Here is a 26,584-nt window from a genome sequence, read left to right as displayed (position 1 = left end):
GTATATTGATAAGTAATTAGTTAGCAGTTCTCAATTTAGTTTATTTTAAAGTTAGGCATTATTAAAATATTTTTACTTCTCCTAGGGCTTTTTGATTTTGATTTTTCAACATAAAATAAAGGCTTAGAACCACTCAACACATGTTCCGCATAGGCCAATTGCCTTCTCTTTTTTTCTTCTGCTAGCTTGTCATATTCTGCACTCATATCGCTTCCTACTTAAAAGCATCTACTGGTAACAGTAAGATTAGTTGTTTCGTCTAGGAATTACACGTTAAAATGGTTTTGATTGACGATCGGCTTTGTTTCCTAAAAGCACAAATAACTACTGAGTGCTTCCTGAGCGCCAGTATGGCGCTTAAAACCCTTGTTTCATCGTCAGTCGTTTATCTGCAATCAGAATATTATTCTGATTTAAACCAGAAAAACATGGGATTTCCCTATTAGGAAACAAAGCCTTGACGATCTAGCCGTTAGGGAAACATTCTCTTCGAGCTTCGAGCTTCGAGCTTCGAGCTTCGAGCTTCGAGCTTCGAGCTTCGAGCTTCGAGCTTCGAGCGTAGTCCTTAGCCTTACTTGAATCGTTAACATGGGGAAATACTCTCACGAGGTATGAAATGTAAAGTTAAATCAGACGGTTAGTTGTAGTGCTAAGCATACATTCAATCTGGTTAATGAAAATTAGCTTAAGGCGCAGTTTGGGTAGTCATTCCCTTCTAAGATGATATTATCAAGTAGATTGCATAACACCTGTTTAGGCAGAAGAAACAATTTATTAGACTTAATAAGTTACTAGGTGAAAGCTGAGGGGGCTAAATGCCAGAAGTTGATAGTAATGAACCAAGAACTGTTAGTGTTGAAATTAGAGCAGCACTGAAAATATTGAAGAAATGGAGTTGCGATCCACAGCAAGCTAAAATCTTGCTTAAGTTACCTGAGAACTTTAGTTATGTTGATTTTGAACAAGTGAGTTTTAGCCTGGAACAAGTTGAAAGAGTTAACTATATATTGAATATTCACGCTAGTTTACGTGAGTTATTCAGTAACCCCGAAAATGTCTATGGGTTTATGAACATGGTTAACCATAATTCCCCCTTCAATGGCACTACGCCCGTCGATTTCATTTTGAATGGCGAAGATTTTAATTTTCAATTGGTTATTGAGCACATCGACAGTCTGTTTCACTAACGTTAAGTGGCTTTGATTTTTCCTAAATCGAGTCAGCGAACAAAACTTTCATCATTGCTCGAGGCTATTCATAATTCTGTGGCCTAAGTTGTAATGTGCGATCCTGTTAGGTTGACCAAATTTGGGTAATATTCCACATTGTATTCAGGCTCATTTACGATTCGACAGGGCGAACCAAATGAATAACTCGAAACTTAAGACATTGCTCTCAAAAAGTGATTCACCGGGGCTTTGTTTCCTAAATCGAGTCGGCGAACAAAACTCTTATCATTGTTCAAATATCAAGCTATATAGTGGGTTTCAGGCATACCTAGCCCAGTAAGTTTGTTCAAAGCCCTAATCATCGCGTAAGCTTCTCCCACCTTAGCGTTATAATTTCGCATGCTCAACGTGCCTCCTAGCAGTTGTTTTATCCTGTACATTGCGGTTTCTGAGATTGAGCGGCGATGATAACCATACCGTTTTTTCCATTGCTTATTTGAGCCATGAAGCTGTTGCCAACTGACGGCTAAGTTTCGTGGATGCCCTTGTTCCCATAGCGCAGCACCTTCCCTAGGTGGAATGAGCACTAAAGCACGTTTTCGACGAACGGCTTCGTGAAAGGCTTTCGTGTCGTAAGCACCATCACCCGAGATATTGCGGACTTTTTCGATGGGTTTGCTTAAGTAAATTGGGCATCACTTCAGCGTCTGTGACACAAGATAAACTGAGTTCTGCGGCAATAATTTCATGGCTATGTGTATCTACGGCAATATGCAGTTTACGCCACACTCGACGCTTTCCATCTGTGCCATGTTTCTTCACTTTCCACTCACCTTCGCCATAGACCTTCAAGCCTGTCGAGTCGATAGCTAAGTGCTCAATGGTGCCGCGAGTCTTGGTTTTAAAAGCAATATTGATCGTTTTTGCGCGTACTGATACAGGTGTAATGCGGGCAAGATAATGGGATGTCACCCAGTTTAAACACCGAATTGATAAAGCCCTGTAAGGCTCTCAGTGGCATAGAGAAAATACGCTTAACCATCAACGCAGTGGTATTGGCTAAGTCGCTAAATAATTGAGGGCGACCTTTCTTGGGTGGCTCGACCTTGGCTTTCCACTTAGCAATTGCATCCTCATCAATCCAGAAGGTAAGTGAACCGCGGTTGATTAAGGCTTGGTTGTATTGCTTCCAGCTGGTTGTTTTATAGCGAGGCTTTGACACGGTTGGTGGGTAAGTTGATAGGCGATGCCGATCAGATCTGCGGCTACGGTTTTAGTTCAACCTATTTAAGAAATAAAGCTAGATGTTTTTTATTTTCCATTATTTCAATGAGTTAGCTTTGGTTGCGTTGGAAGGCATCCGAGTTTTAGTGAAATTTTGAGTTGGTAAAGTTCTAAGTCGACGTTGCGGGATCTTCTGTCAATTTAGAACCTATCGATTTTCTATCGACTGGCTATAAGTTCTGTCTGAGCATTGACCTGATAAGCTGATTGAGTAAGTCCGTGCGAAGGCGAACATTCTTGCAGGATTATCCGAGGTAGAAAGGAGGCTGTATCAATGATTGCTAACACAACAAAAAGGTTATTTAGAGTAAGAGTTTCTGCCTGAAGCAAAGATGCATACTGTGCTAAATGCATGCTTAAATCTCTTTAGTGTATGATTTTAAATAAAAAATTAACATTTACATAGCTGAATTCTCCTGTGAAAGATAATGTTTCAAATACCTCTGAAAGGCTTCCAGATTAAGTGCTTTACAGGCAAAATATTAAATAAATTAATTATATCAAGGACGAGTAATGGGCATCATTATCCATCGAGTTATCATTCACGAGCTGATTAAAGAGCAGCATAAGCCATTTGAAGCTGTTGATAAGAAAAATGTTGTATTGCCGACAGATAATGTTGTTGTGTTGAAACTACTTCAAGGTGTAACTGGCTTGTATGGGCGGCGAAACAATAGTGCGCATTACGGTACTTTTTTAGACGGGGCTAAAGCGGGTTACTTTCCCCCTGCGTTTAAAGACTATTTCGACCTGTCACAACCTAAAGATGATGACTTCATTAAACTTTCGCACACCGCTATGGATGAGCTTGAACGTTCAGCTGTAAGCACCCCAGCTGCTTCTGGTGGCTATATTCTGGCGGCTGACTATGAGAGCGAGCATGGTCGTTTTTTTCTAATCGCTATGCTAAAGAAAAAGGCAGGTATCCGATTGTCAGAACAATTGGTACCTGAAACCGTGCAAGAGCTGGATTTAAACAGCTTACATCAGGCCGCACGTATTAATTTTGAACGATTCGGCCAGTATAAAACTGCAAAGCCAGAAGAAAAAACAGATATTAATTACCTGAGCTTTGTTAGCCCATCGACCAATAAATCAACAGCAGGTTATTTTATTAAAGCGTTGGGTTGTTCAAAGGGCACCGCGTCAGCAAAAGCAACAGAATTGGTTATTATTGAATCCTCTGATTTTTTCAAAACGAAGCCTGAGTTAAAGCCTGTTCGGGTCAAATTTAAAGTTGAATTAACCACATACCTTACGGAGTGTGCGAAGTTAGGTAAGTCGGCAACTTTAAGTAAGGTTGAAACGATCGCCCGTAAATATTTCCCAGAAGATGATCACCAAAAAGCTGACGAATGGGCGGAAGAATTGTACGCCAGATTAAATGGCGAGAAAAATGCAGTTCCGAACGAATTTCCAGTTAGTTCAACTGTACTGAAAAAGCATACTTATATAAAGCACAAAGCTGAGAAGTGGGATATTAATTTTGAAGTAAATGCACTGGGTATAACATCAGATGCTGAAATCCAGTATGACAAGCAAGGTGCAAAATTGATTATCAGGCATCTCCCCGCAGATATGCGGGAGAAGATCGAAGAAGCGTTACGTGATCTCAAAGTAGAGAGCTGAGGCTATGCTCGAACAACTCGTTAATTTCTATCGTGACTTGGGCAGACCTTCTCTTCGCAGTGGCTTTCAGTTTGAAACGACGGTTGTGCTAACCGCCGAACTATATCAACGGCTCGAAGGTATCGATAAACAAGGGCTAGGTAGTCTTGATGAGGTACTGGTTGATGGGGACGAGTGCACACTTGATGAAATTACGGCTGCTGAATATGGTAAGCCGATCACTCTGACATACAAAGTTAGTACCGGAGATTGCAAATTTTATCTTGATATCAATGATCTGCTGCAGCGCAATAAAAGTCTGAGTAAGGGAAGTTCTGAGACTGCATTTTATGTTGCGGAGGATGATTACTATTCTAAAGAACACGAATCCAATCCTAGTCTGGAAAAATATCAGCAGCTTAGCGCTATAGTATTGTTAATACATGAACTCCAAGATCTTGCTCACTATCATGATTCGAAAATTGGTCAAGATGCATTAAATTTAGTTTTTGTGCGAGAAACAGAGGGGGCAAGCACAAAATCTTTGCAGTTGACACCTAAGCTGAATTTGCAGTTGCTCGAAGCACCCCTAATTGATATCGCAACGCTAGTCGAAATTGGCCAACAAGCTGGCGTTAATCCACATATCGGCAGAGAGAAATCAGTTTTCCGCTCAACATTAGTTGAATTCTTAAGTAATTCAGTAAGTAACTCGCAAGATAAATTCACCCATTTAGTTTTGCACTGGTCTGAATTCATTCAGCTTTATAAGAAAAACTTTGATACCTATATCAGCGGCTTTGCGTTTCACAAAGCACGTAAAGAGGTGGCCGATGCTGAGGTCGCTGCAGCTGACCAGCTATCCAAAGTTTTGAATGATATTTCCGGTAAAATGCTGGGTATCCCCATCTCTCTAGCATCGCTAGTTTTGATGGTAAAATCGGAAAGCACTTTCGAGAGACTTGTGCTCCTATTGGTTGCACTTATTACTTCTTGGCTGCTTGCAGAAGTTATGCATAATCAACAGCTTCAACTAGCGCGGCTTAAACACGCTAGGTCTTTGCTATTTGATGAGATAAACAAGAAAGCGCTGACTTACCCCTGCGAACTTGCTGAAAAAGTAAGAGGTGCAACCAATGCGCTGTCTCTTAATGAACGTAAGCTAACACGTTTACTTATCTGGCTGCGGGTTGTTAGTTGGATTCCGGCATGTATGGCTGCGTTATTGCTATGCCATCTTGAGTCTAGTCTGCTAAGACAAAGTATTACGTGGTTAATTCTGTCGGTATAGGCCCTGACGCTTACTTAAACTCATTTCTACTTGAGACGACTTTAGCGGATTTAAGCTGTGTGCAACGTGATTAATGTTGAACCTTAGATCACCGCAGAGCAACTTACTCTGCATCGGACCAACTAGGCAGCAAGGTGAATATAGATCTTCAAAGTTCGTACCTTGTTGTTTAGCAAATCTGACCTTGTAGTGGTTTCGTGAATTTGGCCATTAAGTAAGAAGCTTAGACTTTACTCATGACAATTAAGGAACTCTACAGATTAAAGCTATTAGGCGATACTTTGTTCTGAGTTCAGTCTGAGTTGATTTTAAGAGTGAAATATTAAAAACAGATAGATATGTGACTATTTATGCATATTCTTCTGCATAAAATGAGTTTGAGACAAGTTTGTCACGATAATTCGTAAAGCACGTCGATTAAGCGCTATAACTCGCGAAAACTGCATTTTAAAAGTTATTAAAATTGAAACTCTTTATTTATTCATTACAAACTGAAAATCAGCTATATTGTTGCAATACAAATTTATTGGGGAAATACAATGTCTGAATTTTTAGAGATCTTAACTCATGCTCGTCGATTAAAAGCTTCGGTTAAAGAGCTATCTGTTGCTGAACTAAAAGATGTTTACGAAAAGCTAGGCAAGATCGTTGCTGAAAGAGAAGAAGAAGCGAATGCTGAAGCTGAAGCAAATGCTGAGCGAATCGCGAAAATTGCAGAACTTCAGAAGATGATTGAGTCAGCAGGTTTGTCACTTGATGATCTTGGTGGTGTTACTGCTAAAGTAAAAAGCACAAGAGCACCACGTCCAGCTAAATATTCAATCGTAGTTGAAGGTGAAACTGTCACTTGGACAGGGCAAGGTAGAATGCCAACAGTTTTCAAACAACAAATTGAAAATGGCCGTGCAATCGAAGACTTTTCGATCTAAATTCCCCGCCTATAGCAGAACAGACTAATGAGAGTTTGTTCTGCCTCATTCAGCGTTGCAGAACTCGTTTAAGTACGCGATAGCCGCCCGCGTAATCTACCAAAAATTGCCTATGTTACAATAGTTGCCAACGGTTAATTAAGAATGTCTACTGTAACCCAAGGGAAATGTTTCGGAGGATAAATCTTTCACTATCAAGTATTTATTCGTTAACTTTGATTTCGAATTGACCTACTTCTTTGACGTAAAATTCATCATGCCAAGTGTTAATGTAATCGAGCAAAGCATCGATACAGACAGGCGCTTCCTGCGGACAGATAATCGATAGCGTCTTCATAACGTATCTCCATCGCAGAGTTGAGAGAACGATCCTAGTGATTTAAATGTAAGGAGTTTGTAAATTCAGAGCAACATAAGAAAGCTTTTGTCGGCTAAAATATCTCTTTTGGAGTAGCTGCAAATATTTAGAAAATGCGGCAAGCTAATCTCCTCGCTACCCTTGACTAGCTTTTGCCCCCCTTTGTTTTACATGATCTATCCGCGACCCGCTTACAATGTGTCAGTTGACCAAATTTTATCAATGAGCCAAGGTATCTAAAGGACTAAGGAATTACCAGAGAGGGAAAGCAATGAAAGTCGAAATCGAAAGTACCGAAGATGGAGAGGCTTTTTTCAGATTACCTGATGAATATCTTGCAGACCTAAAATGGCAAGATGTTGATGTCATTGAGTGGATTGATAATAAAGATGGTACCTGGACCTTACGAAAGTCCTCGGTAGCAAGTCCTGCGGATTAGTCATACCCCTTTATTAGTTACAGGCAATAATCAGGAAAGAACTGTGAAGAGCCTGTTGGCCTACTTTTACTAATCGATAAATAGCAGTCATTGATCGCTTTCGATTCAATATCAATACCAATGCTCACTTTGTTCATTTGTGTGCGCGTTTATCCAGCAATACTCTTGTAGGGTGTTGATAAATAAATAGCTTTTCCTCATCAAAAATCAAATAATAGGTTTATTAAATATGCATGCATATTTTCCAAATATACGCGCATGCGCACTATACAAATGTTATGTGTATAGAGGAACTAACAAATTGATCGCAAACAGTATTTGTCCCTATTGTTCGACGGCAATGGTAAAAGGCGAGAACCTGAACAACAGCCGCTCTGTTGAGCATCTTGTTCCTAACACAGCTCTAACGCGAAAGAGAAACAACGGTGAGGGTGATTTCTATGCCTGTCGTAAGTGCAACTCAGAAAAAGGTACATTGGATGAAATATTTGGTCTGATTGCCCGTTGCCAGTCCAGTGATAATGAGCTAGCAGTGAAAGCACTAGTTCGTGCTTTCACTAAACGTAATAGTGTGCCGAATCGCCTTTGGGAAATGTATGATAGTGCGGTAGAGGTGGGTGAACACGTTGAAGCAAAAATGCCTATTTATGGTCAAGAGCTGATCGACTATGCAACGTTTTTTGGCAAAGGTCTATATTTTCTAAAGCATCAACGAATATTCAACGAAAAGCGAGACATAATGCATATTCGCTTCTTCAATAAACAGGTTCATTCAAGTTTTGCTCAGAATTATGAAAGCAAATTTTCTAGTAATCCAATTAAAGATTTAGAATCCAACTCAAAATCATGGGTTATCGCAGAAGATGAGTGTGTCATCTGGTCAAAAAATAGAAGTCATCTCATTATTTTTCATCACTTTATCTCTTTTGGTATTAGGTTTAAAACTCGTAATCACAAGACTCTGATGAAGAAGAAAGAGCTAGAAAATAGTATTTTGGAAAGCTTTGGGTCATACACATAACGAACTGTTTAAGAGTGATTCGCAACGCATGGCATTTTTACTATGCGTTGGTTTTAGTGTTGAAGCTAGTATGCGGGAGCTTCGGTATTGCGTTGCTCGCACCTTAATAGGGCTTTAGGCACACCTGCAGGAAGCATTGGTTATGGCAAATGAGTTCATGAAAGAACCCTGTACCTGTCAAGGGAATAACCCGTCTTGCTTCAAGTGTGGCGGGTGGGGATATATCGACGTTATAAGTGAGTCCCGAGGAGCTGTTGGAGCTGGAGAGCTTGCACCAAGAAGGCCGCCCCGAAAAAGCAAAGCAAGGCAAAAAAACTCAGCACCTAAAGCCAAACCAACAGCCTGGGTTGCTTGCCCTATATGCAAAATTCAGTGTCTCCATTTAGAGCGACATTTGAAAAAATCGCATAAAAAGAGATCCGAAACTGTTATTTCTAATACCCTCAAAAACTAGTTAACGGAGTGGCTAACAAGGCGCTTAACTATCACTCACTTCGTTAGCTAGACGTCCAAAAGCTTCGCTTTTTCGGCCCGTTAGCTTAATCGTTAGGTAAACATAGGAAGGGAATCATTATGAGTCTGTTCTCATTACTGTTTGGGAAGAAACAAAAAGTAGAATCCTACACAACCCGCTTGGGTAAAGCAGTGCGTACTGATGCGGCATTTAATGCATGGACCTCTGGTGATCTGGATAAAATGTTAAAAGCAGTAAAAACCAAAACAAACCCGATTGATCGGCATTTTCTTCTTCAATCCATCGTTAATATCACCTATAAACAACGGAAAACAGAAAGATATCGAAATTTATGTATTGAATATGCAAAGTTGCATTTACAAGAATTCCCCTCTTTAGTTCCTACCTTGAAGGAAGATATGGATGGTACCTTGCCACGAATAACAACTTTTCAAAATTATTCCACCTTATTAACAGAGGATGGTGAATTTGAAAAGGCTATATCAGTATGCAAGCAAGCCATTGAATATGGCTTGCATGACAAAACAAAATCAGGTTACAAGGGAAGAATTGAACGAATCAAAAAACAATCAGAAAAACAAAATGCATAAAAACAGCATCAAGATCTTTCGCTCTTGCTCACTGGGACGCCGCTGCCGCGACGCCCCTATGCAGAACGTTATCTCCATAGAAATTTTAATTCGAAACTGACAAGTTAGAGCAAAAGAGCTATCACGCTTTTGTCCCCATTTGCGGAATGACTAGTTAATGCAAAATTTGCACTAACTGGTCTCTGCCCCAATCCATGTTTCGGCTAGAAGGCTAGCTCTTGCTTAGTCTGATAGTTTGAGATACATAAAGTAATGAATACCAAAAAGTATGACCTGCCCATGAGAGATTTTAAAAATCGTTACAGTGAATCAGACTTGCCTAGTCTGTTTCATGCGCAACACGCTGGCATTTTGCGTGAGCTTCATGCTCACGTGCTTTGATCAAAACTAGTGTCATTTGTTTATTCGCTCCACGGCAACTCCGAGGGGAGGTGTGTTCCTTGGAGTATTGAGTCGTTAGATAGCGATTCATCAGCAAAAATAAGCGTGACAGGATGAGAAAAAAGCTGAAACGATATCAAGTAATTACCCATCAAATAGTATAAAAAATCGCTACCGCAAAAAAGCAAATTCCTATAGCATCATTTATACCCATTTACATGGAGGTGGCAGCGGCCAAGTCCAACAAGCGATTTATGCCCTGCAAACAGTGCAGCGCATAAATACTAAGACGTTATGTTCAATGCCAATCCTCGGAGGTGGTCTAAACTATGGTTAATTTTTTTCTAGTAGTCACAATATTGTTTATTGTTCTTAGTACCTTTCTCAAACTTAGATATGTTGTGCTTATATATGTATTAGGTAACATTATATTAATTATTTTTTTTACAATTTCTGGCCAAGTCGGAGTGTGGTTTATTTTTCTTTTTCAAATTCCAGCTCTTGGGCCATCTTTTCTTGGTATCTGTATTGGAACAGCTATTGGTTATAAGGTTAGACCTATTGTTGACAGTAAACTATCAAGTTTCGGTAATGAATTTTTATATCGTTTAAACGCACCCCTAAGAAAGAATCAAGATCTAGAGTCTATTTTAAATTTAGATGGTACACCTAAAACTAGTAAAAATGTAAAAGGTGAGGATCGGCTTACTGACAAAAAAGATGTTCCAATTAAATAGTAAATATATTAAACAAATCGGGTAGCCGGAGGTGTCTAACCTCCAGCCCCCTCCCTGCATACCTACGCACAGGTCGGTTCATTTAGAACGCCTAACCTGCTTTTTGGTTAGGGTAATGAACGGCGATCCATCCATCTCTTAGTGAATACAATCCTGCTTTCTTTAGATACTCGTTACTCCGCGATTGTTGTATTCCTAGTGTTTTCGAGCTCCGTCATGGGGCTTTACTTGTGATCCCACAAGCAACGGCGGCTTAGAATCTGACCGTTTTTACTATGCGTAGGTTTATGTGATTACAGTGTTATGCTGAAAGTGACTAGTAGCATTGCCTGACCTTAAGCGGGCGTTAACCTATAGTAGAGTTAAGGCTTTAACTCTAAAATGCCCCAAATCGATTTAGCCTCTGCAAACTGTCTTAATAAATTGTCGTTGACTGACCTAATTTTAGTAATAAGAAAAAGTGACTCTTTCATAGAGGTTGCTTTGCTTTCAGATTAGATTTATCCCAAATAATTTTACGAACAGCGCAAAAAGTCCAAAGCAAAGTACGGTTATCACTACACCAATTAGTAAGGATGGCCAAAAATCAAAGCGCTGCAATAAAGAAGGAAAGATCAAAAACATCGGCAAAGTCGGCACCACATACCAAAATGTGTACCATGCGTGGTTAGCTATTTTCTCCATCGGCTGCTTTTCTACATAGAGCCAAATCATTGCTAAAATAGTTATTAGTGGTAATGCAACAATGAGTGAACCGAGTTTATCACTGCGTTTAGCAAGCTCAGAAGCTGCGACGACTACAGCTGCTGTGATCAGATACTTCGTTATTAACCAGCCCATAGTGTCCTCTCCTTGAATAGACAAAAACCGATTGCCTATCGGTTTTTGTTCTGTCACTATATCGTTCATTATGGCAAGAGAAAAGTGTTATGCAGCTAGGTGAACTAGAAAAACAGGTTTTGCAGCATCTGTGGACAGAATCTGAAGTTGATGCGAAGCAGGTACATGCAGTGCTTGGGGTCTCTAGAGGGAACTCTCTCAATACCATTCAGAGCACCTTAGAACGCTTATTTAAAAAAGGATTGCTGAGTCGAACCAAGCAAGGACATGCCTATTTTTATAGGGCAAAAGTCGACCGAGAGGCTTTGATCGCTACGCTTATTACCAATGTTACTAGCGACTTTGTCGAAGAAGGTGAGCATAGTCTCATTGCGGCATTTAGTTCCGCTTCAGCTAATCTGAATGATGCCCAACTTGATATGCTAGAACATTTAATTGAAGAACAACGTAAACTTCGGAAAGGATAATTAGGATTATGTTTGTTGGCGATTTAGCGATAGCACTAAATTTACTAAGTGTTGCAGTACTGGCATTTGTTATCAGTGTTGTGTGCATCTCAATCGCCCTTCGATTAACTTTGCCGAGATTTGAGCGTCTTACTTTTAGGTTACGCAAAGTTATCCTATGGACTTTGGTCACGGCACCTTGGTGGGTAGCCATAAGTTGTGCAACCTTCTTCTGGCCGAGGCCACAAGAGTTGTTTTCTACTGCTTGGTTAAATGAATTCGCCCATTGGCATCATGTCGACATCTTTAGCTTCAGCAGCTGGCATGCTGTTACCTTGTTATTGGCTTCTGGTTATTTAGTATGGTCGATGGTCATGACCATTTACGTGCGCAAAAAGCAATCATCTACCATGGGATCTCTGATTGGATTATCAGAGATCCAACCTCAGATCACTAAAACCAAGCAGCGTTATTATTCGTTAGCACAAACAATTCCTGCAGCCTTCACCACAGGTCTAATATCTCCTAAAATTTACCTAACTACGGGATTGCTAGAAAAGGTTACAGAACAGCAGCTCGATATTATTGTTCGACATGAAATGGCGCATGTCATCGCACGAGACCCTTTATTAAAAGTCATCTTTGCTGCGTTTGCAGGTTTTTATCCTAAGGTGGTTAAACGAGGTTTGATCGGACATTTTACCCTGTTGACTGAACAGCTTGCAGATCATGCGGTGACCTCTGAGCATGACAATCTAGATGTCGCTCAAGCCTTGATAAATGTCGCTCGAATGCAGCGAAGCGTCACTCTTGGTTGTGATGGTTTACAGACAAGTTATTTCGGTAACGATCAAACCAGTGTTCGAGTACAGCGACTGATCCAACCAGGGTTAACTTCTTCCCGATTGGTGATCGGTTTAACGTTGGTATTTTTAGCCATAATCCCACTATTAACCGCTTCTACGGTCGATAGTCTCCACCACATTATCGAAACCTTCTTCACCCATTAAAAAAGGATTGGGAATGAGAGACATGCCTTTTAAAGTCAAAACCAAAAAACCGATTGGCTGTCGGTTTTCTGCTGTTGTGTTGGGAATGTGTTTAGTATTCCCTGGCGTCGCTGTATCGGATGAAGTACCGCAATCACTCACTTTAGCCGATGCTGTGACCTTGACGCTGCAACGACACCCTGAATTACAGATATACACCTCGCAACAGCGAGTAATGGAAGGTCGAATACAGCAGGCAAGTATGGGGGCACGATCTGAAATTGGTTTGATGATAGAGGATGCACTGGGTACGGGTGAACACAGTGCCCTGAAAAGTATGCAATCTACGCTCACTTTTTCATGGTTACTGCAGCAGGATTTGATTGATAGTCGTGTTAACGCGGCTAAAACAGAGGCCACTCAACTAGAGATAGAAAAACAAATCAAAGCCTTGGATTTGTCTTCACAGGTGGCTCAACATTTTGTTGATTTGTTAGTGAAGCAAGAACGCCTCAAGCTCAATCTAATGGCAGAAACGCAGGCAAAAGAAGTTGTCAAAACCGTTGCTAAACGTGTGCAAGCGGGAAAGAGTTCTGCGGTTGAAACACAGTTGGCAAAGGCTGAGCTTATCCGTCGTGGCTTGGCCGTCGAAGATATTGAGCATGAACTCAAAGCAAGCCGATATCAATTAGCGTCACTGTGGGGAAAGCCTAAGGTATCCTATCGCTTCAGCGGCAATCTGCTCGATATGCCCAAAGTGCCATCAGTTGACAGTCAGTTTAACTTGTTAAAAAAGCACCCTCGTTTTCAACAGTTTGCGACTGCGCAGCGCATTGCTCAATCGCAAATAGAGCTTGCGCGAATTGAAGCTAAACCACAGTGGCAATTGACCGCTGGTGTGAGGCGCTATGAGGCGAGCGATGATTTTGGCTTAGTCGCGGGTATTTCTATCCCTTGGGGTTCAAGTAACCGTAATGCGGGAACAATAGCCGCCTTGCAAGCACAGCAAGATGTACTCGCCAATGAGCAAAATGCATTAATGCAGGCTCAGGATGCCCAGCTGTATGTGCTGTTACAGGAGATGGCACATTCTGCACATGTTATCGATACAGTACGCAGTGACATAGTGCCAACCCTTGAAAAAGCTCTGTCTGAGGCGAGTAATGCCTTTGATAAAGGTCTGCTCAGCTACAACCAATACAATGACGTGTATCGGGAATTACTCAGTGCTCAATATCAGTTGCTGGATGCCTTTGAAAGTTTGCATTTACAACATATTGAAATTCAACGCCTAACGGGCACATCCATTTCTCAGTGAGATTACCTATGAAGAATAACAACACATTTTCGTCATTGAGTTTGGCGATATTGCTCAGTCTGGGTATTAATGCCATCGCTTCTACACCTTTAATGGCATCCTCTGCGCCCGTTGCCGAGCAAGCTGAGCCCGAAAAAGGTTCGCATCGTGGACGTATGTTGCGTGAGGGAGATTTTGCCTTAGAGCTCGCCATTTTTGAAACGGGCGTTCCTCCTGAGTTCCGTGTTTGGACGAGCTTTGAGGGAAAACCGCTCGATCCTAAAACCGTCGATTTGAGTGTGAAATTGACCCGTTTAGGCAATGTGGTGGATGACATTGGCTTTAACGCGCAGGGGGATTTTCTCCGTGGTGATATGGAGATCTATGAACCCCATTCGTTTGTGGTCACCATTGAGGCTAAATATCAAGGTAAAACATACCGTTGGCAGTATGACAACTTTGAAGGCCGTACCACTATCGAGCAGGCTGTTGCCAGTGCTATGGAGATTCAAACTGGTATTGCAGGCCCTGCCACATTGCATCAAACCATTCCAGCCTATGGCATATTGGCGTTACCTGTCGGGGCGCAGCGTAATATCGCAGCACGTTTTGATGGCGAAATTACCCAGTTACATGTTGGACTGGGTGACAGGGTGAAAAAGGGACAAACCCTATTGACCGTGGAAAGTAATGAGAGCTTAAAACCCTATCAAATAAAGGCGCCATCCGATGGGGTGGTGTCGGAATTATTCACCAACAATGGCGAGCAAACCCTAGGACGTCCGTTGTTGACACTGACCGATAGCAGTCACTATATCGCAAAGCTTGCTGTGTACCCGAGTGATTATCACAGCATCAGTCTAGGTGCACCTGTGACCATCAACGTCGAGGGTGTGGAAGAAACCTATCAAGGTTCCATTAGCTTTATTGAGCCAGAGGTCCGCGACGATCAGGCCCGTATTGTATGGGTCAAACTTGCCGATCCTAAAGGGGTTTTGACTGCGGGCAGTTTTGTAAATGCCAGCATTGTAGTCGCAACCATTGAGGTGCCATTGGCGGTGAAAAGGGGCGGGTTACAAGGGTTTCGTAATTTTACCGTCGTGTTTGCGAAAGTTGGTGAGCAATACGAAGTCCGTATGCTGGAATTAGGCCGGCAAGACAGTGAATGGGTTGAAGTGCTTAGCGGCCTAAAACCTGGCACCGAATACGTGACCGATAATAGCTACATCTTAAAAGCCGACATTGAAAAGTCTGGCGCCTCACACGATCACTAGGAGTTTGAGCCATGTTGGAATCGATTTTACGCTTTTCGATAAAGCGCAAATTCCTAGTGTTGGTGATGGTATTCGCTGTGGCAGGCTTGGGGATTTGGAACTTCACCAAATTACCCATCGATGCCGTACCGGATATCACTAATGTGCAGGTGATGATCAATACTGAAGCGCCTGGATATACGCCGCTTGAAATCGAGCAGCGAGTCACCTTTCCATTGGAAACCGCATTAGCAGGCTTACCAGGGTTAACCTACACCCGCTCAGTATCGCGCTATGGTTTATCGCAGGTGGTGGCTATTTTCAGTGATGAGACGGATGTTTATTTTGCCCGTCAATTAGTCAATGAACGTTTATCGGCAGCACGTTCTGAACTGCCGCTTGGGCTTGAACCACAGCTTGGTCCGATTGCGACCGGCTTAGGTGAAATCTTTATGTTTACCGTGGATGCATTGCCGGATGCCACTCATGCCGATGGAACGCCTATCACGCCAATGGATTTACGCACGGTACATGATTGGACGATCAGGCCGCAGCTTATGCGTGTGCCAGGTGTGGTTGAAGTCAACCCTATCGGCGGCTTTGAGCGTGAGATTTTAGTCGCTTTCAAACCGGAAAAATTGCTTGCCTTTGGCCTAACCCAAGCCGATGTTGTCGATGCCATAGCAAAGAATAATCAGAACCAAGGTGCAGGCTTTATTGAGCAAAACGGTGCCCAGTGGTTACTGAGAATGCCTGGCCAAGCCGAAGATATAGCCGCAATTGGCAATATCCCACTTAAATCAACGCAAGGCAGTGCGCTAACCATTAAAGATGTGGCCGATATTGAAAACGGTCAGGGGCTACGCAACGGTGCTGCGACCCAAAATGGTCGTGAAGTGGTTATGAGCACAGTGTTTATGTTGATTGGTGAGAATAGTCGCACCGTTGCCCATGCTGTGGGTGAGAAGCTCAAAGAAATCAATGCGACTCTGCCTGAAGGGATTGTCGCCACAGCGGTTTATGATCGCACTAAGTTAGTGGATAAAACCCTACAAACGGTGCAGACCAACCTATTAGAAGGTGCGTTGCTAGTCATTGTCGTGTTGTTTGTATTGTTAGGGAATTTTAGAGCGGCATTTTTAACCGCGCTGGTGATCCCCTTTGCCATGTTAATGACGATTACTGGCATGGTACAAACCCGAGTCAGTGCTAACTTGATGAGTTTAGGGGCGCTCGATTTTGGTCTGTTAGTGGATGGCGCGATCATTATTGTTGAAAACTGCCTGAGACGATTGAGTCAGGCGGGGGACGATCCTTTACCGCTAAAGGAACGTTTAGAACTGGTTTTTGAAGCCACGCGAGAGGTTATCCGCCCTGCATTATTTGGTGTCTTTATTATTACCGCCGTTTATTTGCCGATTTTTGCGCTAGAAGGTGTAGAAGGCAAAATGTTCCACCCAATGGCGATTACGGTAGTGATTGCGCTATTAAGCGCCATGTTGCTGTCGGTAACTTTTGTGCCAGCAACCATTGCCTTGCTGTTTAAAAAACCAGTGAAAGAGAAGCATAGCCCGCTTATCCGTGGTGCAGGCGCCTTGTATCGCCCTGCGTTAAACTGGGTGATTCAAGGTCGCTGGGTTGTGGTGATTGCTGCCACGTTGTTGGTCGCTGTTTTTGGTTACCAAGCGACAAAATTAGGCAGTGAATTTGCCCCTAATTTGGATGAGGGGGATATTGCGATGCATGCCCTACGTATTCCAGGTACCTCACTGAGTCAGGCTATTGCCCTGCAAGAAACCCTCGAAGATAAAATTAAGCAAATGCCAGAGGTTGAACGGGTATTTGCCAAAATTGGTACTGCGGATGTTGCGACCGATGCGGTGCCTCCGAGTGTGGCTGATAACTTTATTATCCTAAAACCTCGTGAACAGTGGCCAAATCCCAATAAATCGAAGGAGCAAATCGTAGAAGAGTTGGCAGTGCTGGTTGAACCTATCCCAGGCAACCGCTATGAATTCTTACAGCCGATTCAAATGCGCTTTAATGAGCTGCTTGCAGGGGTCAGGGCGGAACTTGCAATTAAGGTGTTTGGTGATGATTTCGATACGCTGACAGCGCTTGGTGCACAAATCGAGGCGGCTATCGCTCAGGTCGATGGTATTGCCGATGTCCAAGTGGAGCAGACCACAGGTTTGCCTATGCTGAATATCATTCCTAAGCGTCAACAGCTGATGCAGCATGGCTTAAGTATTGCCGAGTTGCAGTCTCAGGTGGCAACTGCAATGGGCGGCACTGTGGCGAGTAAATTCTATGAAGGAGATATTCGCTCAGACATTGTTGTACGTCTGGGTGAATCGCGTAGGCAAAATCTGGATGGCTTAAGTTATTTACCGATTTCCCTGCCTGATGGGCATAGCATCCCGCTTCAGGAATTAGCGTCCTTAGAATTGGTTTCTGGTGCTAATCAGATTAACCGTGAAAATGGGAAACGTCGCATGGTGGTTACCGCCAACGTACGTGGACGGGATTTAGGTAGCTTTGTCGCTGATATTCAAAACGTTATCGGGGATAGAGTCGCTATTCCGGCAGGTTATTGGGTGGAGTACGGTGGCACCTATCAAAAATTACAATCGGCATCGCAACGCTTGAGTATTGTTGTGCCTGTGACCCTGTTGATGATTATCGGTTTACTGATCCTCGCCCTTAGCTCCTTTAAGGATGCGATGATTATCTTTACCGGCGTCCCCTTAGCCCTGACGGGCGGGATTGCCGCATTACTGTTACGGGATATTCCCTTTTCTATCTCAGCCGCAGTGGGCTTTATCGCCCTCTCTGGTATCGCGATTTTAAATGGTCTCGTCATGGTGTCATTTATTCGCGAATTACGTAAAGAAGGCATGGGGCTCGATAGGGCAATTTTTGAGGGGGCACTAACAAGGCTTCGTCCAGTGTTAACCACGGCTCTAGTGGCCTCACTCGGGTTTATTCCAATGGCACTCAATACCGGTATCGGTTCAGAAGTTCAACGTCCGCTGGCAACGGTTGTGATTGGGGGAATTATTTCATCAACCCTGTTAACGCTGTTTGTTATTCCGGCGTTATATCGCATTTTACATAAAGAAAAGGAGTCGATTTTGACTGAAGTAGAAGTAATGGAGATTGCTGATGCCAAATAAGCTATTGAACATCAGCTTGTTGCTGATGGTTGGATTATTAGGTTTGGTGAGTATTGATGTGCTAGCCCATGGGGTTGATGACAATACTCGCGCCTTTTTAGAACAAAACCAAGGAGTGCAATTTATCCCCTTTTTGTACATTGGGGCTAAGCACATGATCACGGGCTACGACCACTTGCTGTTTCTCGTCGGTGTGATCTTCTTTTTGTACCGCAGCAAAGATGTGCTGTTGTATGTGACCATGTTTACCCTTGGCCACAGCACCACATTATTGCTTGGTGTCATGACCGATGTGCAAGTTAACGCCTATCTCATCGATGCCATTATTGGCTTATCGGTGATCTATAAAGGTTTTGATAACTTAGGAGGATTTAAGCGCTGCTTTAATTGGCAACCCAATACCAAAATAGCGGTGTTGATCTTTGGCTTGTTCCATGGATTTGGACTGGCAACTAAATTGCAGGAGTTTGAGTTGTCACCGGAAGGCCTGTTTACCAATTTATTGGCATTCAATATTGGGGTGGAGATCGGACAATTTGCAGCGCTGGCCATCATCTTGATTGTGATAAATGCCTGGCGTCATTTCCCTTCATTTCAACGATTTTCAACACTTACTAACACTGCACTGATGAGTGCAGGGATGATGCTGATGGGTTATCAGTTCACAGGTTATTTCGTCAACTAAACGATTATTAGAGAAGATTATGCAACACACTGTAAGCACAAAAACCTTAGTGAAAGCGAGCGTATCGGCAACGGTAGTGGCGGCCATTGCACTGGTCACTTTTATTCTCCCAGCCGAGTACAACATCGATCCTACTGGTGTAGGTCAAAAGCTGGGATTAACTTCTATTGCCCAGGCAGCTGAAGCGGATGGAACTGTTGCGGTGACGGGAACCCAAGCAAGTAATACAGAGTTTCAAACTATTGAAGTGGTGGTTCCGGCGGGTCGTGGTGTCGAATATAAATTCGCCATGACTCAGTATGCCAAAATGACCTACGAATGGATTACCGATGGCGATGCTTTGTATTTTGACCTCCATGGTGAACCTAAGGGTGATACCACAGGCTATTTTGAGAGTTATACCATAGCGACATCAAACGAAATGAAAGGGAGCTTTACTGCGCCTTTCGCGGGTTCACATGGTTGGTATTGGAAAAACAAGACAGATAAACCTATTGCCGTTCAGTTACAGGTGAAAGGGCAATATGAAGTCATTGGTCTAAAACAATAATTGGCAAATTTGGAGACATCGATGAAAAAGTTATTATCAGTATTCACCCTATGCACAGCGTTAATCAGTGGCAATGTATTAGCCCATGCGGATCACGGAGTGATCAGCGGTCAAGGTGCCTTAAAGGTTGCAGCTAAATCGCTTAATCAAATGACATTTAAAGACTTTGGTTTTGAGGTTGGTAAATTAGAGGGGACATGGAAAGACTTACCTGAGGCACAGTTATCAATAGTAAGCTTTGAAGGCAATTACTACATAGTCAGTGCCGTTAACCCAACTACTCAAAAACAAGTTTTTCTCAAAATAGCCAGTAACGGCGAGCTTTTAGAAGTCAAAAACACGAACAAGTTCTAGTTCCAAGATTGCACTGTCTATATCATGGTTAACAGACAGTGCAATAGCCCAGTTCACCATTTACTTTCATTAATCAAATTTCGGTCTTAGCCATACATTTAGTAATCCGAAAATCTCAAATTAGAGCTAACAATCTAACAAGGTTTTGTCGGGTGGACGACACTTGTTACCAAGTGCCGTCTCCCTAAGAACCGTACGTGCAACTTTCACTGCATACGGCTCAAGCCTCCACAAAAGCATCGTTTGATACCCAGCAACTTATAAAGCAGTCAGAGCAGGTTCGTTCCAAGAGCTGCGAGCTAGCCTTTTGGACTTTCTCTTCGCCAAGTATGCTTGGTATTGAGGGTCAAATGGTGTTGCTGAACTTCGGATTTTCACATGTCTCTCGATAGGCACTTTGGCTATTTGGAAGAGATTGAACTGGCAATCCATACCCAAGAGCTTCTGCCAACCGTGAAATTGCCACTGGCCTTTTCGATTGACGAAGTATTTAAGGGCGATCCAAGTTTTAGATTTGGTTGGATGACGCCTTTTAGCCCAGTGCCATAACGCAAGGAATAGCTTGTGGCCTACATATCCAAACACCTGTTTCGCGACGCAGTGTCGATAGTAATTCGACCATCCCCTAAGTTTCGGATTTATCAGTTTGATAAGATCGTTCACGGGTAGGGTTACGTGCTTTTTGATGAGTTCACGCAGATGACTTAAGAACATCAACGTATTGGATTTACTCGGTTTAATGAGCAGTTTTCCTTTGTACTTCCTATGGTTAAAACCTAAAAAGTCAAAGCCATCGTTGATGTGAGTGATATGCGTTTTCTCTTCGGATAGTGTTAAGCCTCTTTCTGCTAAGAAGTCAGTAATCAACGGTTTGATATCGTTCTCCAGCACTTCCTTTGAAGCACAAGTGACGACGAAATCGTCGGCGTACCCAATAAAGTTGGCTCTAGTCCCCTTTTTGAGGGCGGTGGATTTTATGTGCTGCTCAAGGCCTGCAAGAGTCATTAACATCAAGGTTGGTGAGATGATCCCGCCTTGCGGTGTACCCTCGTCGGTACGATAAAACAGCCCTTTATCCATAAAGCCAGACTTTAACCATTGTTCCAACATCCGCTTATCTACGGCGATGTTATCAAGAAGCCATTGATGACCGATCTTGTCAAAACAGGCTTTGATATCACCTTCGAGAACCCATTGGGCTGATGTCTTTAGAGCCAGACACTTAAAGCACTGATCGACAGCGTCAGCAGTACTGCGGTTTGGTCTAAACCCATAGCTGTTAGGGTCGGCAAGTGTTTCTGACACGGGCTCTAGTGCAAGAAGGTGGAGTGCTTGTTGCGCTCTGTCTATCATGCACGGGATACCGAGAGGTCTGAGCTTGCCGTTTTTCTTAGGGATGTAGATACGCTTGAGCGGCTTGGCTTGATAAGCTTTTCTGCTCAATTGATTGACTGCTTTCATGCGGCGTGCATCTGTGTTCCAGATAATGCCGTCTATTCCAGGCGTCTTACTGCCTTTGTTTTTCGACACTCGTTTAACAGCAAGGAGTTTTGCTGAGCGAGAGTGAGTCAGTATCCATTGCAGGGCTTTCACCTTGCCTTGTTTACCTTCTCTTGTTGCCTTTGCAATACGCATCTGAAGCTTTAATACAAGCGACTCAGCGGCCTTCCAGTCAATGGATTTCCACGGGTTGCTGTCAGGGGAGGCACTGATTTCATGCGAAATCATCATTTGCGTTTCACCTTGAATAAAGTTCTTCAAATTCTCTCGCAACGGGAGACCAGTCGGAAGTGGGCTCACTTTCGTGCCAGACAGTTGTCTGTATCTGCATCGTTACAATGCAGCCTTTGCTTTCTCCAACATCCTATACCTGCACCGCCATCGGCTATATTGGCTTTCCCAGAGGGAGCGATACAGGCTTACCGTGTTCCGTATGTCGCGCAATGTCAGGTTAGATGCCCGCTATGGTGCGGAGAGTACAATGATCACGAAAGAGCATGGGACAATCTCTTTCCGACTCTCGTGCCTTTTGGCTACAGCGTGTTAACCACTTCCGCTGTTTCATCGCATGACGCACCTTACGCGGATTCACTTACATTCATCATACTGACTACCTAGCACTCACCCGATTTGTGGTTATCAGGAGGATCATCCCCTCGCGGTTTATATCCCGATTGGTCAAAGACTAATCTTCGTTACATTGTCAGAGCCGCTACTTTATTCAGGCTCCTAGGTTCATCTGGTGATACAGAAGGTTCACTCGTTGAGCGGTGAACAGCGCTTCATACGACTTCACGTCGCACGTCCCAAAAGCGTGCTGCATATTTCTTTAAAACTTATAGGCTACGCCAATACTAGAAGGGTGAGTCATGGTGATTAGCTACACGACTGTCGGCTTCATGGATTGGGCGGTCGAACATTCAAGAGGAATTTACTGCGTGTCGGAGTGGAACGCCATGGCAAGCCTGTGTTAGTTCATATCAGCAAGGAATATGCGTGGTCTGTGTAAAGTAATCTGGTTGTCATAACTTTGCTAATACTATTACTTGCTCATCTTAAGTATATTAAATATAAAGTATTTTTCTCTGAGTGAGTTTAAAATTGATCAAACATTATTTTGCTATGACTCTTACGGGCAAACTTTATTGTCTCATTTTGCTCTTACGGGCAAACATTATTGTCACTACACAAGTCTGTTTGGGAACAATAAAGTTTGAAGAAATATTTAGAAAAATTAAATGAACTAGAAAACGCTTGTCATAACAATTTTAAGGATGACTCAGATGAACATTGGGTTGATGAAGAATACGTCCGTATAAGAGTTGATGCTCTCAAGTTGCTAAGTAGCGCAAGCAAAGAGTTAGAAGTAAATGAACTCACGAGTTTTAGATTGAAAATAGTACAGTTCTTTTGTGCCAATATGGGATGTCATTTAGATATTAAAGTGCTTGAATCTGAAGATGCAAATGTACTGTCGCAAAATGAGATCGAATTTATATTGGGAAATTCTCAGTTAGCGCGGTGGAATACGTAAATTTAAGTTTGTTTTCTGCACATAACAATTCAAGGAAGTTGGCGTTGTATACATTGTCACTATTTCCCCTGTGACACGCCGCCTTTTTATTTTACAAGAAGTATCCCTATAGGCTCGACGGCGGCATACATGCCGCCAACGGTCAAAGTTACGGCAATGGCAATCGTAACTATCTAAGCTATTATCTCGATTCTTTACCTCGAATGCAGCCTTGCTACTTTTCTTGTTACTTATTGAAGTCATTCTAGCCAGATGTGTTGTCGGAAAATCGAAAGTGAATTATGTTATTGCTTTACTTTGGGTGACTCTATTTTTTAGGTAAGATTATGGAACTAACTGATCCGAACTACGTATTAGATTTGTTCAAAAAACTAATAATGAGTGTTTTTGAAGAAATGAGAAACCCAACAAACTCTTTTGACTTAAACGAAAAAAATTATAAACGGAATATTGGATTAATAGCTCAGATCGACGTATCTAATATTTATTTACGTTTATCTTCTATTTTTGACCAAATCAATGAATTAAAAAATCGTGTTGCTTTAGAAAATGAATTTCAAATTAGTCAATTTAATTATGAGACGATGCTAAGGCAGTTTTGTGATGATTACCATGATGTCGTAAATGTTGCTGCATCCATAAAAAGTAGTTTAGACCAAAGGTCTGGTTTGCTCGGTCTATTCAAAGGCTACAATAATCCGATTGAAACCATATTGAGTGGGAAAAGCTACCAATTGAACTTTCAGCAATTGCGTAACAAATTTTCTTATCATGCAGCAGTTCTTCGGCAGTCAGAAAAGAAAACGATAGATACTATCGCAAAAGATTTGGACGAATTTATGCTTAACTTTACTTGAGGCTGAAAAACTGGACACCCATCCTTAATAGCACTTAAGTCAACCTCCTATTATGCTTGGTTTGGTTAAGCATTAAACAAGGAGGTTTGTATGCCGCTTCTTCGCAGAACTCTGAAAAGCCTCTAGTTAATTCTTGTATATTAGTTGGTTAGCTGTATTGTGCTGCGTGACTCTTTTGCGGTAATCCTACCATTTTTAACATTCTTGCCATTGAGTCTAACTAGTTAGGTGTAATGTATAGAAAACTTGAAAAACTATACATGTTTTCTCTATCATGTATAATTTTTGAGGAAAACTATACATATTGAATCTCTTCAGTATAAAAAAGAGTGGAATTTATCTATGTTAGACTCACTGGCTTTGCTTCCTCTTCCTAACATTGAACTGTGGGAAACCCGTTCGGTACTCAAAAAAACTGCCGAAGCACATCGCTACTTGGCAGAGCTTAAAGGTGTCGCAGCCAGCATTCCCAATGAAGCTATTTTAATCAATACGTTAGCTCTACAAGAGGCAAAAGATAGTTCTGAAGTTGAGAATATCGTCACTACGCACGATGAGCTTTATAAGGCCAACTTATTTGAAGAGGCTATTAATAATCCTTCAACCAAAGAAGTTCAAGATTACGCCTTTGCTTTAAAGCAAGGGTTCTATATTGCACGGCAAAATAAATTGATCCGTCTGAGCGATATTCTTGCGATACAACAAAATCTAGAGCACAACAATGCGGGACTGCGGAAGTTACCTGGCACGGAACTTAAGAATGCGCGGACTGGGGAAGTGATCTATACACCACCACAGCATGCCGATGATATTGCTGAGCTTATGGAAAATCTGATTCTGTTTATCAACGATGACGAGCAATGTGATGCCGATCCGTTGGTAAAAATGGCAATTATTCATCATCAATTTGAAAGTATTCACCCCTTCTATGACGGTAATGGTCGAACTGGCCGTATATTGAATATTTTGTACTTGGTTATTAAAGATTTACTTAACCTGCCAGTTCTGTATTTAAGCCGTTATATTATTCAGCATAAGCCTGATTATTATGCGAAATTGCAGGCGGTAAGAGATTCAGGGAATTGGGAGCAGTGGCTGCTATTTATGCTTGATGGCATTATCGACACAGCACAAAATACCATTTCGCTGATCACCGAAATGAAAACCTTGATGACTGATGTCAAACAAGGTATCCGTGAGCAGCTTCCAAAAGTCTATAGCCAAGATTTACTAAACAATTTGTTTAATCATCCCTATACCAAGATTGACTTTCTAATCGAAGAATTGGGTGTGACACGCATTACCGCCACTAAATATTTAGAGCAGCTGGTCGAGCACGGTTTCTTAACGAAACAAAAAGTGGGGCGTGCTAATTATTACATTAATGCTCCACTGTGTCGGTTGTTGATAGCTCATAGCTAAGCGAATTATTTTTTACGGTGCGCCTTAGTGTTTTACTTACCCAATCGCTAATTTGGTTTCTGCATAGCGCAGTTTCTTTACCCTTGGGTTGGCAAGGAAGTAGGCCAACATTAGTGGGCCGAGGCGCCCCATAAACATCATAAAGATGATAATCCCTTGGCCTGCACTGGATAAATTACCTGTTAATCCGCGGGATAACCCGACGGTGCCGAGGGCGGATACGGCTTCGAAGGCGATATCCATTATCGGGGCGTTTTCGGTGAGTACGAGGGCGAATATTGCCAGCCAAGTGACGCCGATGGAGATCATCGTCAGGGCGAGCGCCTTGCTAATGGTGTCTTTGGGGATTTCCCGCTTAAACACATACACTGCTTCATCGCGACGTAAATAGCCGTAGGTGGCGAGAATAAGCACCATAAAGGTCACGACTTTAATGCCGCTGGCGGTACTGAGGGAGCCGCCGCCGATAAACATCAGCACTAAAATCAATAGGGTGGAACCATCCTCGAGTTGGTCTATGGGTAGGGTGTTAAAGCCTGCGGTGCGCGGGGTTACGGCTTGAAACCAAGAGGCCAACCATTTGCCGAGTTCGCTTAAGGGCGCGAGGGTGTTGGGGTTGTTGTACTCAATCAGGTAAATGGCTATCACGGCTACGGCGTTGATTAGTACGGTGCCAGTAATCATCATACGGCTGTAGACGGTGAGTTTCGACCAACGTTTATTGCGTTTAAGGTCAATCCAAACCGAAAAGCCAAGGCCACCCACAATAAATAAGCCGGTGATGGTGAGGTTGATAACTGGGTCTGCCACATAGGGGATTAAGCTATCTGGGCTTAGGGCAAAACCCGCGTTATTAAAGGCGCTAATGGTATAAAAGAAGCCATGAAACAGGCTGGTTTGCCAGCCAAGCTCGCCGCTCCAGTAGACGGATAAAATCAGCATTCCCACGGCTTCAACCAATAGTGAAAACACCAGCACGGCCTTAGCGGTCGAGACTAGGGTGGAGGTATCGGTTTGATTAAACGCTTCTTTCGCCACCGTTTGTTGTAAGAAACCTATCTTACCGCCCAGCGCTATTAGCGTGACTATGGCAAAGGTCATCAAGCCTAGCCCGCCGCATTGAATGAGCAGCGCGATAATCACTTGGCCAAAGGGCGTGAACACACTGCCAGTATCGACGACCACAAGCCCTGTGACTGTCACCGCCGAAGTCACGGTAAAGAGGCTTTGCAGCCAAGTAATGGGCGACTCGGTGGCGATGGGTAGTTTTAGCAAGCAAGTGCCAACGAGGATCAGCAGAGCAAAGCTTGCACTTAAGATAAAGGGCGGCGCGCCAAAGAGTTTTTTACTGGTTTTCGGTGTGTGCTCTAGGGTGAGCGAAGGATGCCATTGAACCACC

26 protein-coding genes and 1 pseudogene are annotated in these 26,584 nt (G+C 42.8%); 19 read left to right on the top strand and 8 right to left on the bottom strand.

What is annotated here, in order from left to right:
- Positions 1-35: 35 nt before the first annotated feature.
- A complete protein-coding gene (locus tag KXJ80_RS01835; protein WP_218737698.1) occupies positions 36-206 on the bottom strand; it encodes a hypothetical protein in 171 nt (56 codons plus the stop codon).
- Positions 207-815: 609 nt separating this feature from the next.
- On the opposite strand from KXJ80_RS01835, the gene KXJ80_RS01830 reads away from it, so the two are divergent.
- Positions 816-1,187, top strand: a complete 372-nt coding sequence (locus tag KXJ80_RS01830) for an antitoxin Xre/MbcA/ParS toxin-binding domain-containing protein (protein WP_218737697.1) — start codon at positions 816-818, stop codon at positions 1,185-1,187.
- 281 nt (positions 1,188-1,468) lie between these two features.
- On the opposite strand, the gene KXJ80_RS22475 is transcribed toward KXJ80_RS01830, so the two are convergent.
- The 3 genes and pseudogenes from KXJ80_RS22475 to KXJ80_RS22465 all read right to left on the bottom strand — a co-directional run.
- Positions 1,469-1,822, bottom strand: a complete 354-nt coding sequence (locus tag KXJ80_RS22475) for a transposase (RefSeq protein WP_375164132.1) — start codon at positions 1,820-1,822, stop codon at positions 1,469-1,471.
- On the bottom strand, positions 1,812-2,021 hold the full coding sequence (locus tag KXJ80_RS22470; protein ID WP_375164131.1) for a transposase: 210 nt from the start codon (positions 2,019-2,021) through the stop codon (positions 1,812-1,814). Before KXJ80_RS22470 ends, KXJ80_RS22475 begins: the two co-directional genes overlap by 11 nt.
- A gap of 42 nt (positions 2,022-2,063) precedes the next feature.
- A pseudogene (locus KXJ80_RS22465) lies at positions 2,064-2,391 on the bottom strand (transposase); the annotation flags it as partial.
- A gap of 575 nt (positions 2,392-2,966) precedes the next feature.
- Between KXJ80_RS22465 and KXJ80_RS01820 the strand changes: the two are divergent.
- From KXJ80_RS01820 to KXJ80_RS01810, 3 genes are all read left to right on the top strand, one after another.
- On the top strand, positions 2,967-4,082 hold the full coding sequence (locus KXJ80_RS01820) for a nucleoid-associated protein (RefSeq protein WP_218737696.1): 1,116 nt from the start codon (positions 2,967-2,969) through the stop codon (positions 4,080-4,082).
- A 4-nt stretch (positions 4,083-4,086) separates the two neighbouring features.
- On the top strand, positions 4,087-5,352 hold the full coding sequence (locus KXJ80_RS01815) for a hypothetical protein (protein ID WP_218737695.1): 1,266 nt from the start codon (positions 4,087-4,089) through the stop codon (positions 5,350-5,352).
- 539 nt (positions 5,353-5,891) lie between these two features.
- A complete protein-coding gene (locus tag KXJ80_RS01810) occupies positions 5,892-6,281 on the top strand; it encodes an H-NS histone family protein (RefSeq protein WP_218737694.1) in 390 nt (129 codons plus the stop codon).
- A 202-nt stretch (positions 6,282-6,483) separates the two neighbouring features.
- On the opposite strand, the gene KXJ80_RS01805 is transcribed toward KXJ80_RS01810, so the two are convergent.
- The gene (locus KXJ80_RS01805) at positions 6,484-6,618 is read right to left on the bottom strand and encodes a hypothetical protein (protein ID WP_256930985.1); all 135 of its coding nucleotides are present in this window, start codon (positions 6,616-6,618) and stop codon (positions 6,484-6,486) included.
- 292 nt (positions 6,619-6,910) lie between these two features.
- Here KXJ80_RS01805 and KXJ80_RS01800 point away from each other — a divergent pair, with 292 nt between their 5' ends.
- From KXJ80_RS01800 to KXJ80_RS01780, 4 genes are all read left to right on the top strand, one after another.
- A complete protein-coding gene (locus KXJ80_RS01800) occupies positions 6,911-7,078 on the top strand; it encodes a hypothetical protein (RefSeq protein ID WP_218737693.1) in 168 nt (55 codons plus the stop codon).
- Positions 7,079-7,379: 301 nt separating this feature from the next.
- The gene (locus KXJ80_RS01795; protein WP_218737692.1) at positions 7,380-8,099 is read left to right on the top strand and encodes a hypothetical protein; all 720 of its coding nucleotides are present in this window, start codon (positions 7,380-7,382) and stop codon (positions 8,097-8,099) included.
- Positions 8,100-8,672: 573 nt separating this feature from the next.
- On the top strand, positions 8,673-9,164 hold the full coding sequence (locus tag KXJ80_RS01785) for a hypothetical protein (RefSeq protein ID WP_218737690.1): 492 nt from the start codon (positions 8,673-8,675) through the stop codon (positions 9,162-9,164).
- A gap of 710 nt (positions 9,165-9,874) precedes the next feature.
- Positions 9,875-10,282: a hypothetical protein gene (locus KXJ80_RS01780; RefSeq protein WP_218737689.1), complete on the top strand. Its 408-nt coding sequence runs from the start codon at positions 9,875-9,877 to the stop codon at positions 10,280-10,282.
- A gap of 489 nt (positions 10,283-10,771) precedes the next feature.
- Here KXJ80_RS01780 and KXJ80_RS01775 read toward each other — a convergent pair whose 3' ends face one another.
- Positions 10,772-11,122: a DUF3147 family protein gene (locus KXJ80_RS01775; protein WP_208660740.1), complete on the bottom strand. Its 351-nt coding sequence runs from the start codon at positions 11,120-11,122 to the stop codon at positions 10,772-10,774.
- Between the two features lie 89 nt (positions 11,123-11,211).
- Here KXJ80_RS01775 and KXJ80_RS01770 point away from each other — a divergent pair, with 89 nt between their 5' ends.
- The 8 genes from KXJ80_RS01770 to KXJ80_RS01735 are packed head-to-tail and all read left to right on the top strand — an operon-like array spanning position 11,212 to position 19,872.
- Positions 11,212-11,589: a BlaI/MecI/CopY family transcriptional regulator gene (locus KXJ80_RS01770; RefSeq protein WP_208660738.1), complete on the top strand. Its 378-nt coding sequence runs from the start codon at positions 11,212-11,214 to the stop codon at positions 11,587-11,589.
- 8 nt (positions 11,590-11,597) lie between these two features.
- On the top strand, positions 11,598-12,578 hold the full coding sequence (locus KXJ80_RS01765; protein WP_208660736.1) for a M56 family metallopeptidase: 981 nt from the start codon (positions 11,598-11,600) through the stop codon (positions 12,576-12,578).
- Between the two features lie 13 nt (positions 12,579-12,591).
- Positions 12,592-13,875, top strand: a complete 1,284-nt coding sequence (locus KXJ80_RS01760; protein WP_218737688.1) for a TolC family protein — start codon at positions 12,592-12,594, stop codon at positions 13,873-13,875.
- Positions 13,876-13,883: 8 nt separating this feature from the next.
- A complete protein-coding gene (locus tag KXJ80_RS01755; protein ID WP_218737687.1) occupies positions 13,884-15,128 on the top strand; it encodes an efflux RND transporter periplasmic adaptor subunit in 1,245 nt (414 codons plus the stop codon).
- A gap of 11 nt (positions 15,129-15,139) precedes the next feature.
- The gene (locus KXJ80_RS01750; protein ID WP_218737686.1) at positions 15,140-18,283 is read left to right on the top strand and encodes an efflux RND transporter permease subunit; all 3,144 of its coding nucleotides are present in this window, start codon (positions 15,140-15,142) and stop codon (positions 18,281-18,283) included.
- The gene (locus tag KXJ80_RS01745) at positions 18,273-18,968 is read left to right on the top strand and encodes a HupE/UreJ family protein (protein ID WP_208660728.1); all 696 of its coding nucleotides are present in this window, start codon (positions 18,273-18,275) and stop codon (positions 18,966-18,968) included. The genes KXJ80_RS01750 and KXJ80_RS01745 overlap by 11 nt, the downstream gene beginning before the upstream one ends.
- 19 nt (positions 18,969-18,987) lie before the next feature.
- A complete protein-coding gene (locus KXJ80_RS01740; RefSeq protein WP_208660726.1) occupies positions 18,988-19,518 on the top strand; it encodes a hypothetical protein in 531 nt (176 codons plus the stop codon).
- A gap of 21 nt (positions 19,519-19,539) precedes the next feature.
- Positions 19,540-19,872 carry a DUF6488 family protein gene (locus tag KXJ80_RS01735; RefSeq protein ID WP_208660724.1) on the top strand — a complete coding sequence of 111 codons (333 nt, stop codon included), beginning with the start codon at positions 19,540-19,542 and terminating at the stop codon, positions 19,870-19,872.
- A gap of 258 nt (positions 19,873-20,130) precedes the next feature.
- Here the strand turns inward: KXJ80_RS01735 and ltrA are convergent, their stop codons facing one another.
- Positions 20,131-21,603: a group II intron reverse transcriptase/maturase gene (gene ltrA / locus KXJ80_RS01730; RefSeq protein WP_173243081.1), complete on the bottom strand. Its 1,473-nt coding sequence runs from the start codon at positions 21,601-21,603 to the stop codon at positions 20,131-20,133.
- Between the two features lie 982 nt (positions 21,604-22,585).
- On the opposite strand from ltrA, the gene KXJ80_RS01725 reads away from it, so the two are divergent.
- The 3 genes from KXJ80_RS01725 to KXJ80_RS01715 all read left to right on the top strand — a co-directional run bounded on the left by KXJ80_RS01725 (position 22,586) and on the right by KXJ80_RS01715 (position 25,185).
- A complete protein-coding gene (locus KXJ80_RS01725) occupies positions 22,586-22,906 on the top strand; it encodes a hypothetical protein (RefSeq protein WP_218737685.1) in 321 nt (106 codons plus the stop codon).
- Positions 22,907-23,232: 326 nt separating this feature from the next.
- Positions 23,233-23,763 (top strand): hypothetical protein, encoded by a 531-nt coding sequence (locus KXJ80_RS01720; RefSeq protein ID WP_099457171.1) that lies wholly within the window; start codon positions 23,233-23,235, stop codon positions 23,761-23,763.
- 342 nt (positions 23,764-24,105) lie between these two features.
- Positions 24,106-25,185, top strand: coding sequence for a Fic family protein (locus KXJ80_RS01715; protein WP_218737684.1), 1,080 nt, complete (start codon positions 24,106-24,108; stop codon positions 25,183-25,185).
- Between the two features lie 36 nt (positions 25,186-25,221).
- On the opposite strand, the gene KXJ80_RS01710 is transcribed toward KXJ80_RS01715, so the two are convergent.
- A complete protein-coding gene (locus KXJ80_RS01710; RefSeq protein ID WP_218737683.1) occupies positions 25,222-26,583 on the bottom strand; it encodes a TrkH family potassium uptake protein in 1,362 nt (453 codons plus the stop codon).
- Position 26,584 lies beyond the last annotated feature (1 nt).

The organism is Shewanella xiamenensis, from assembly GCF_024971755.1.
Taxonomy (GTDB): Bacteria; Pseudomonadota; Gammaproteobacteria; order Enterobacterales; family Shewanellaceae; genus Shewanella; species Shewanella xiamenensis.
The sequence above is the reverse complement of the archived record's forward strand: the minus strand, read 5'-3'. Positions and strand labels throughout refer to the sequence as shown.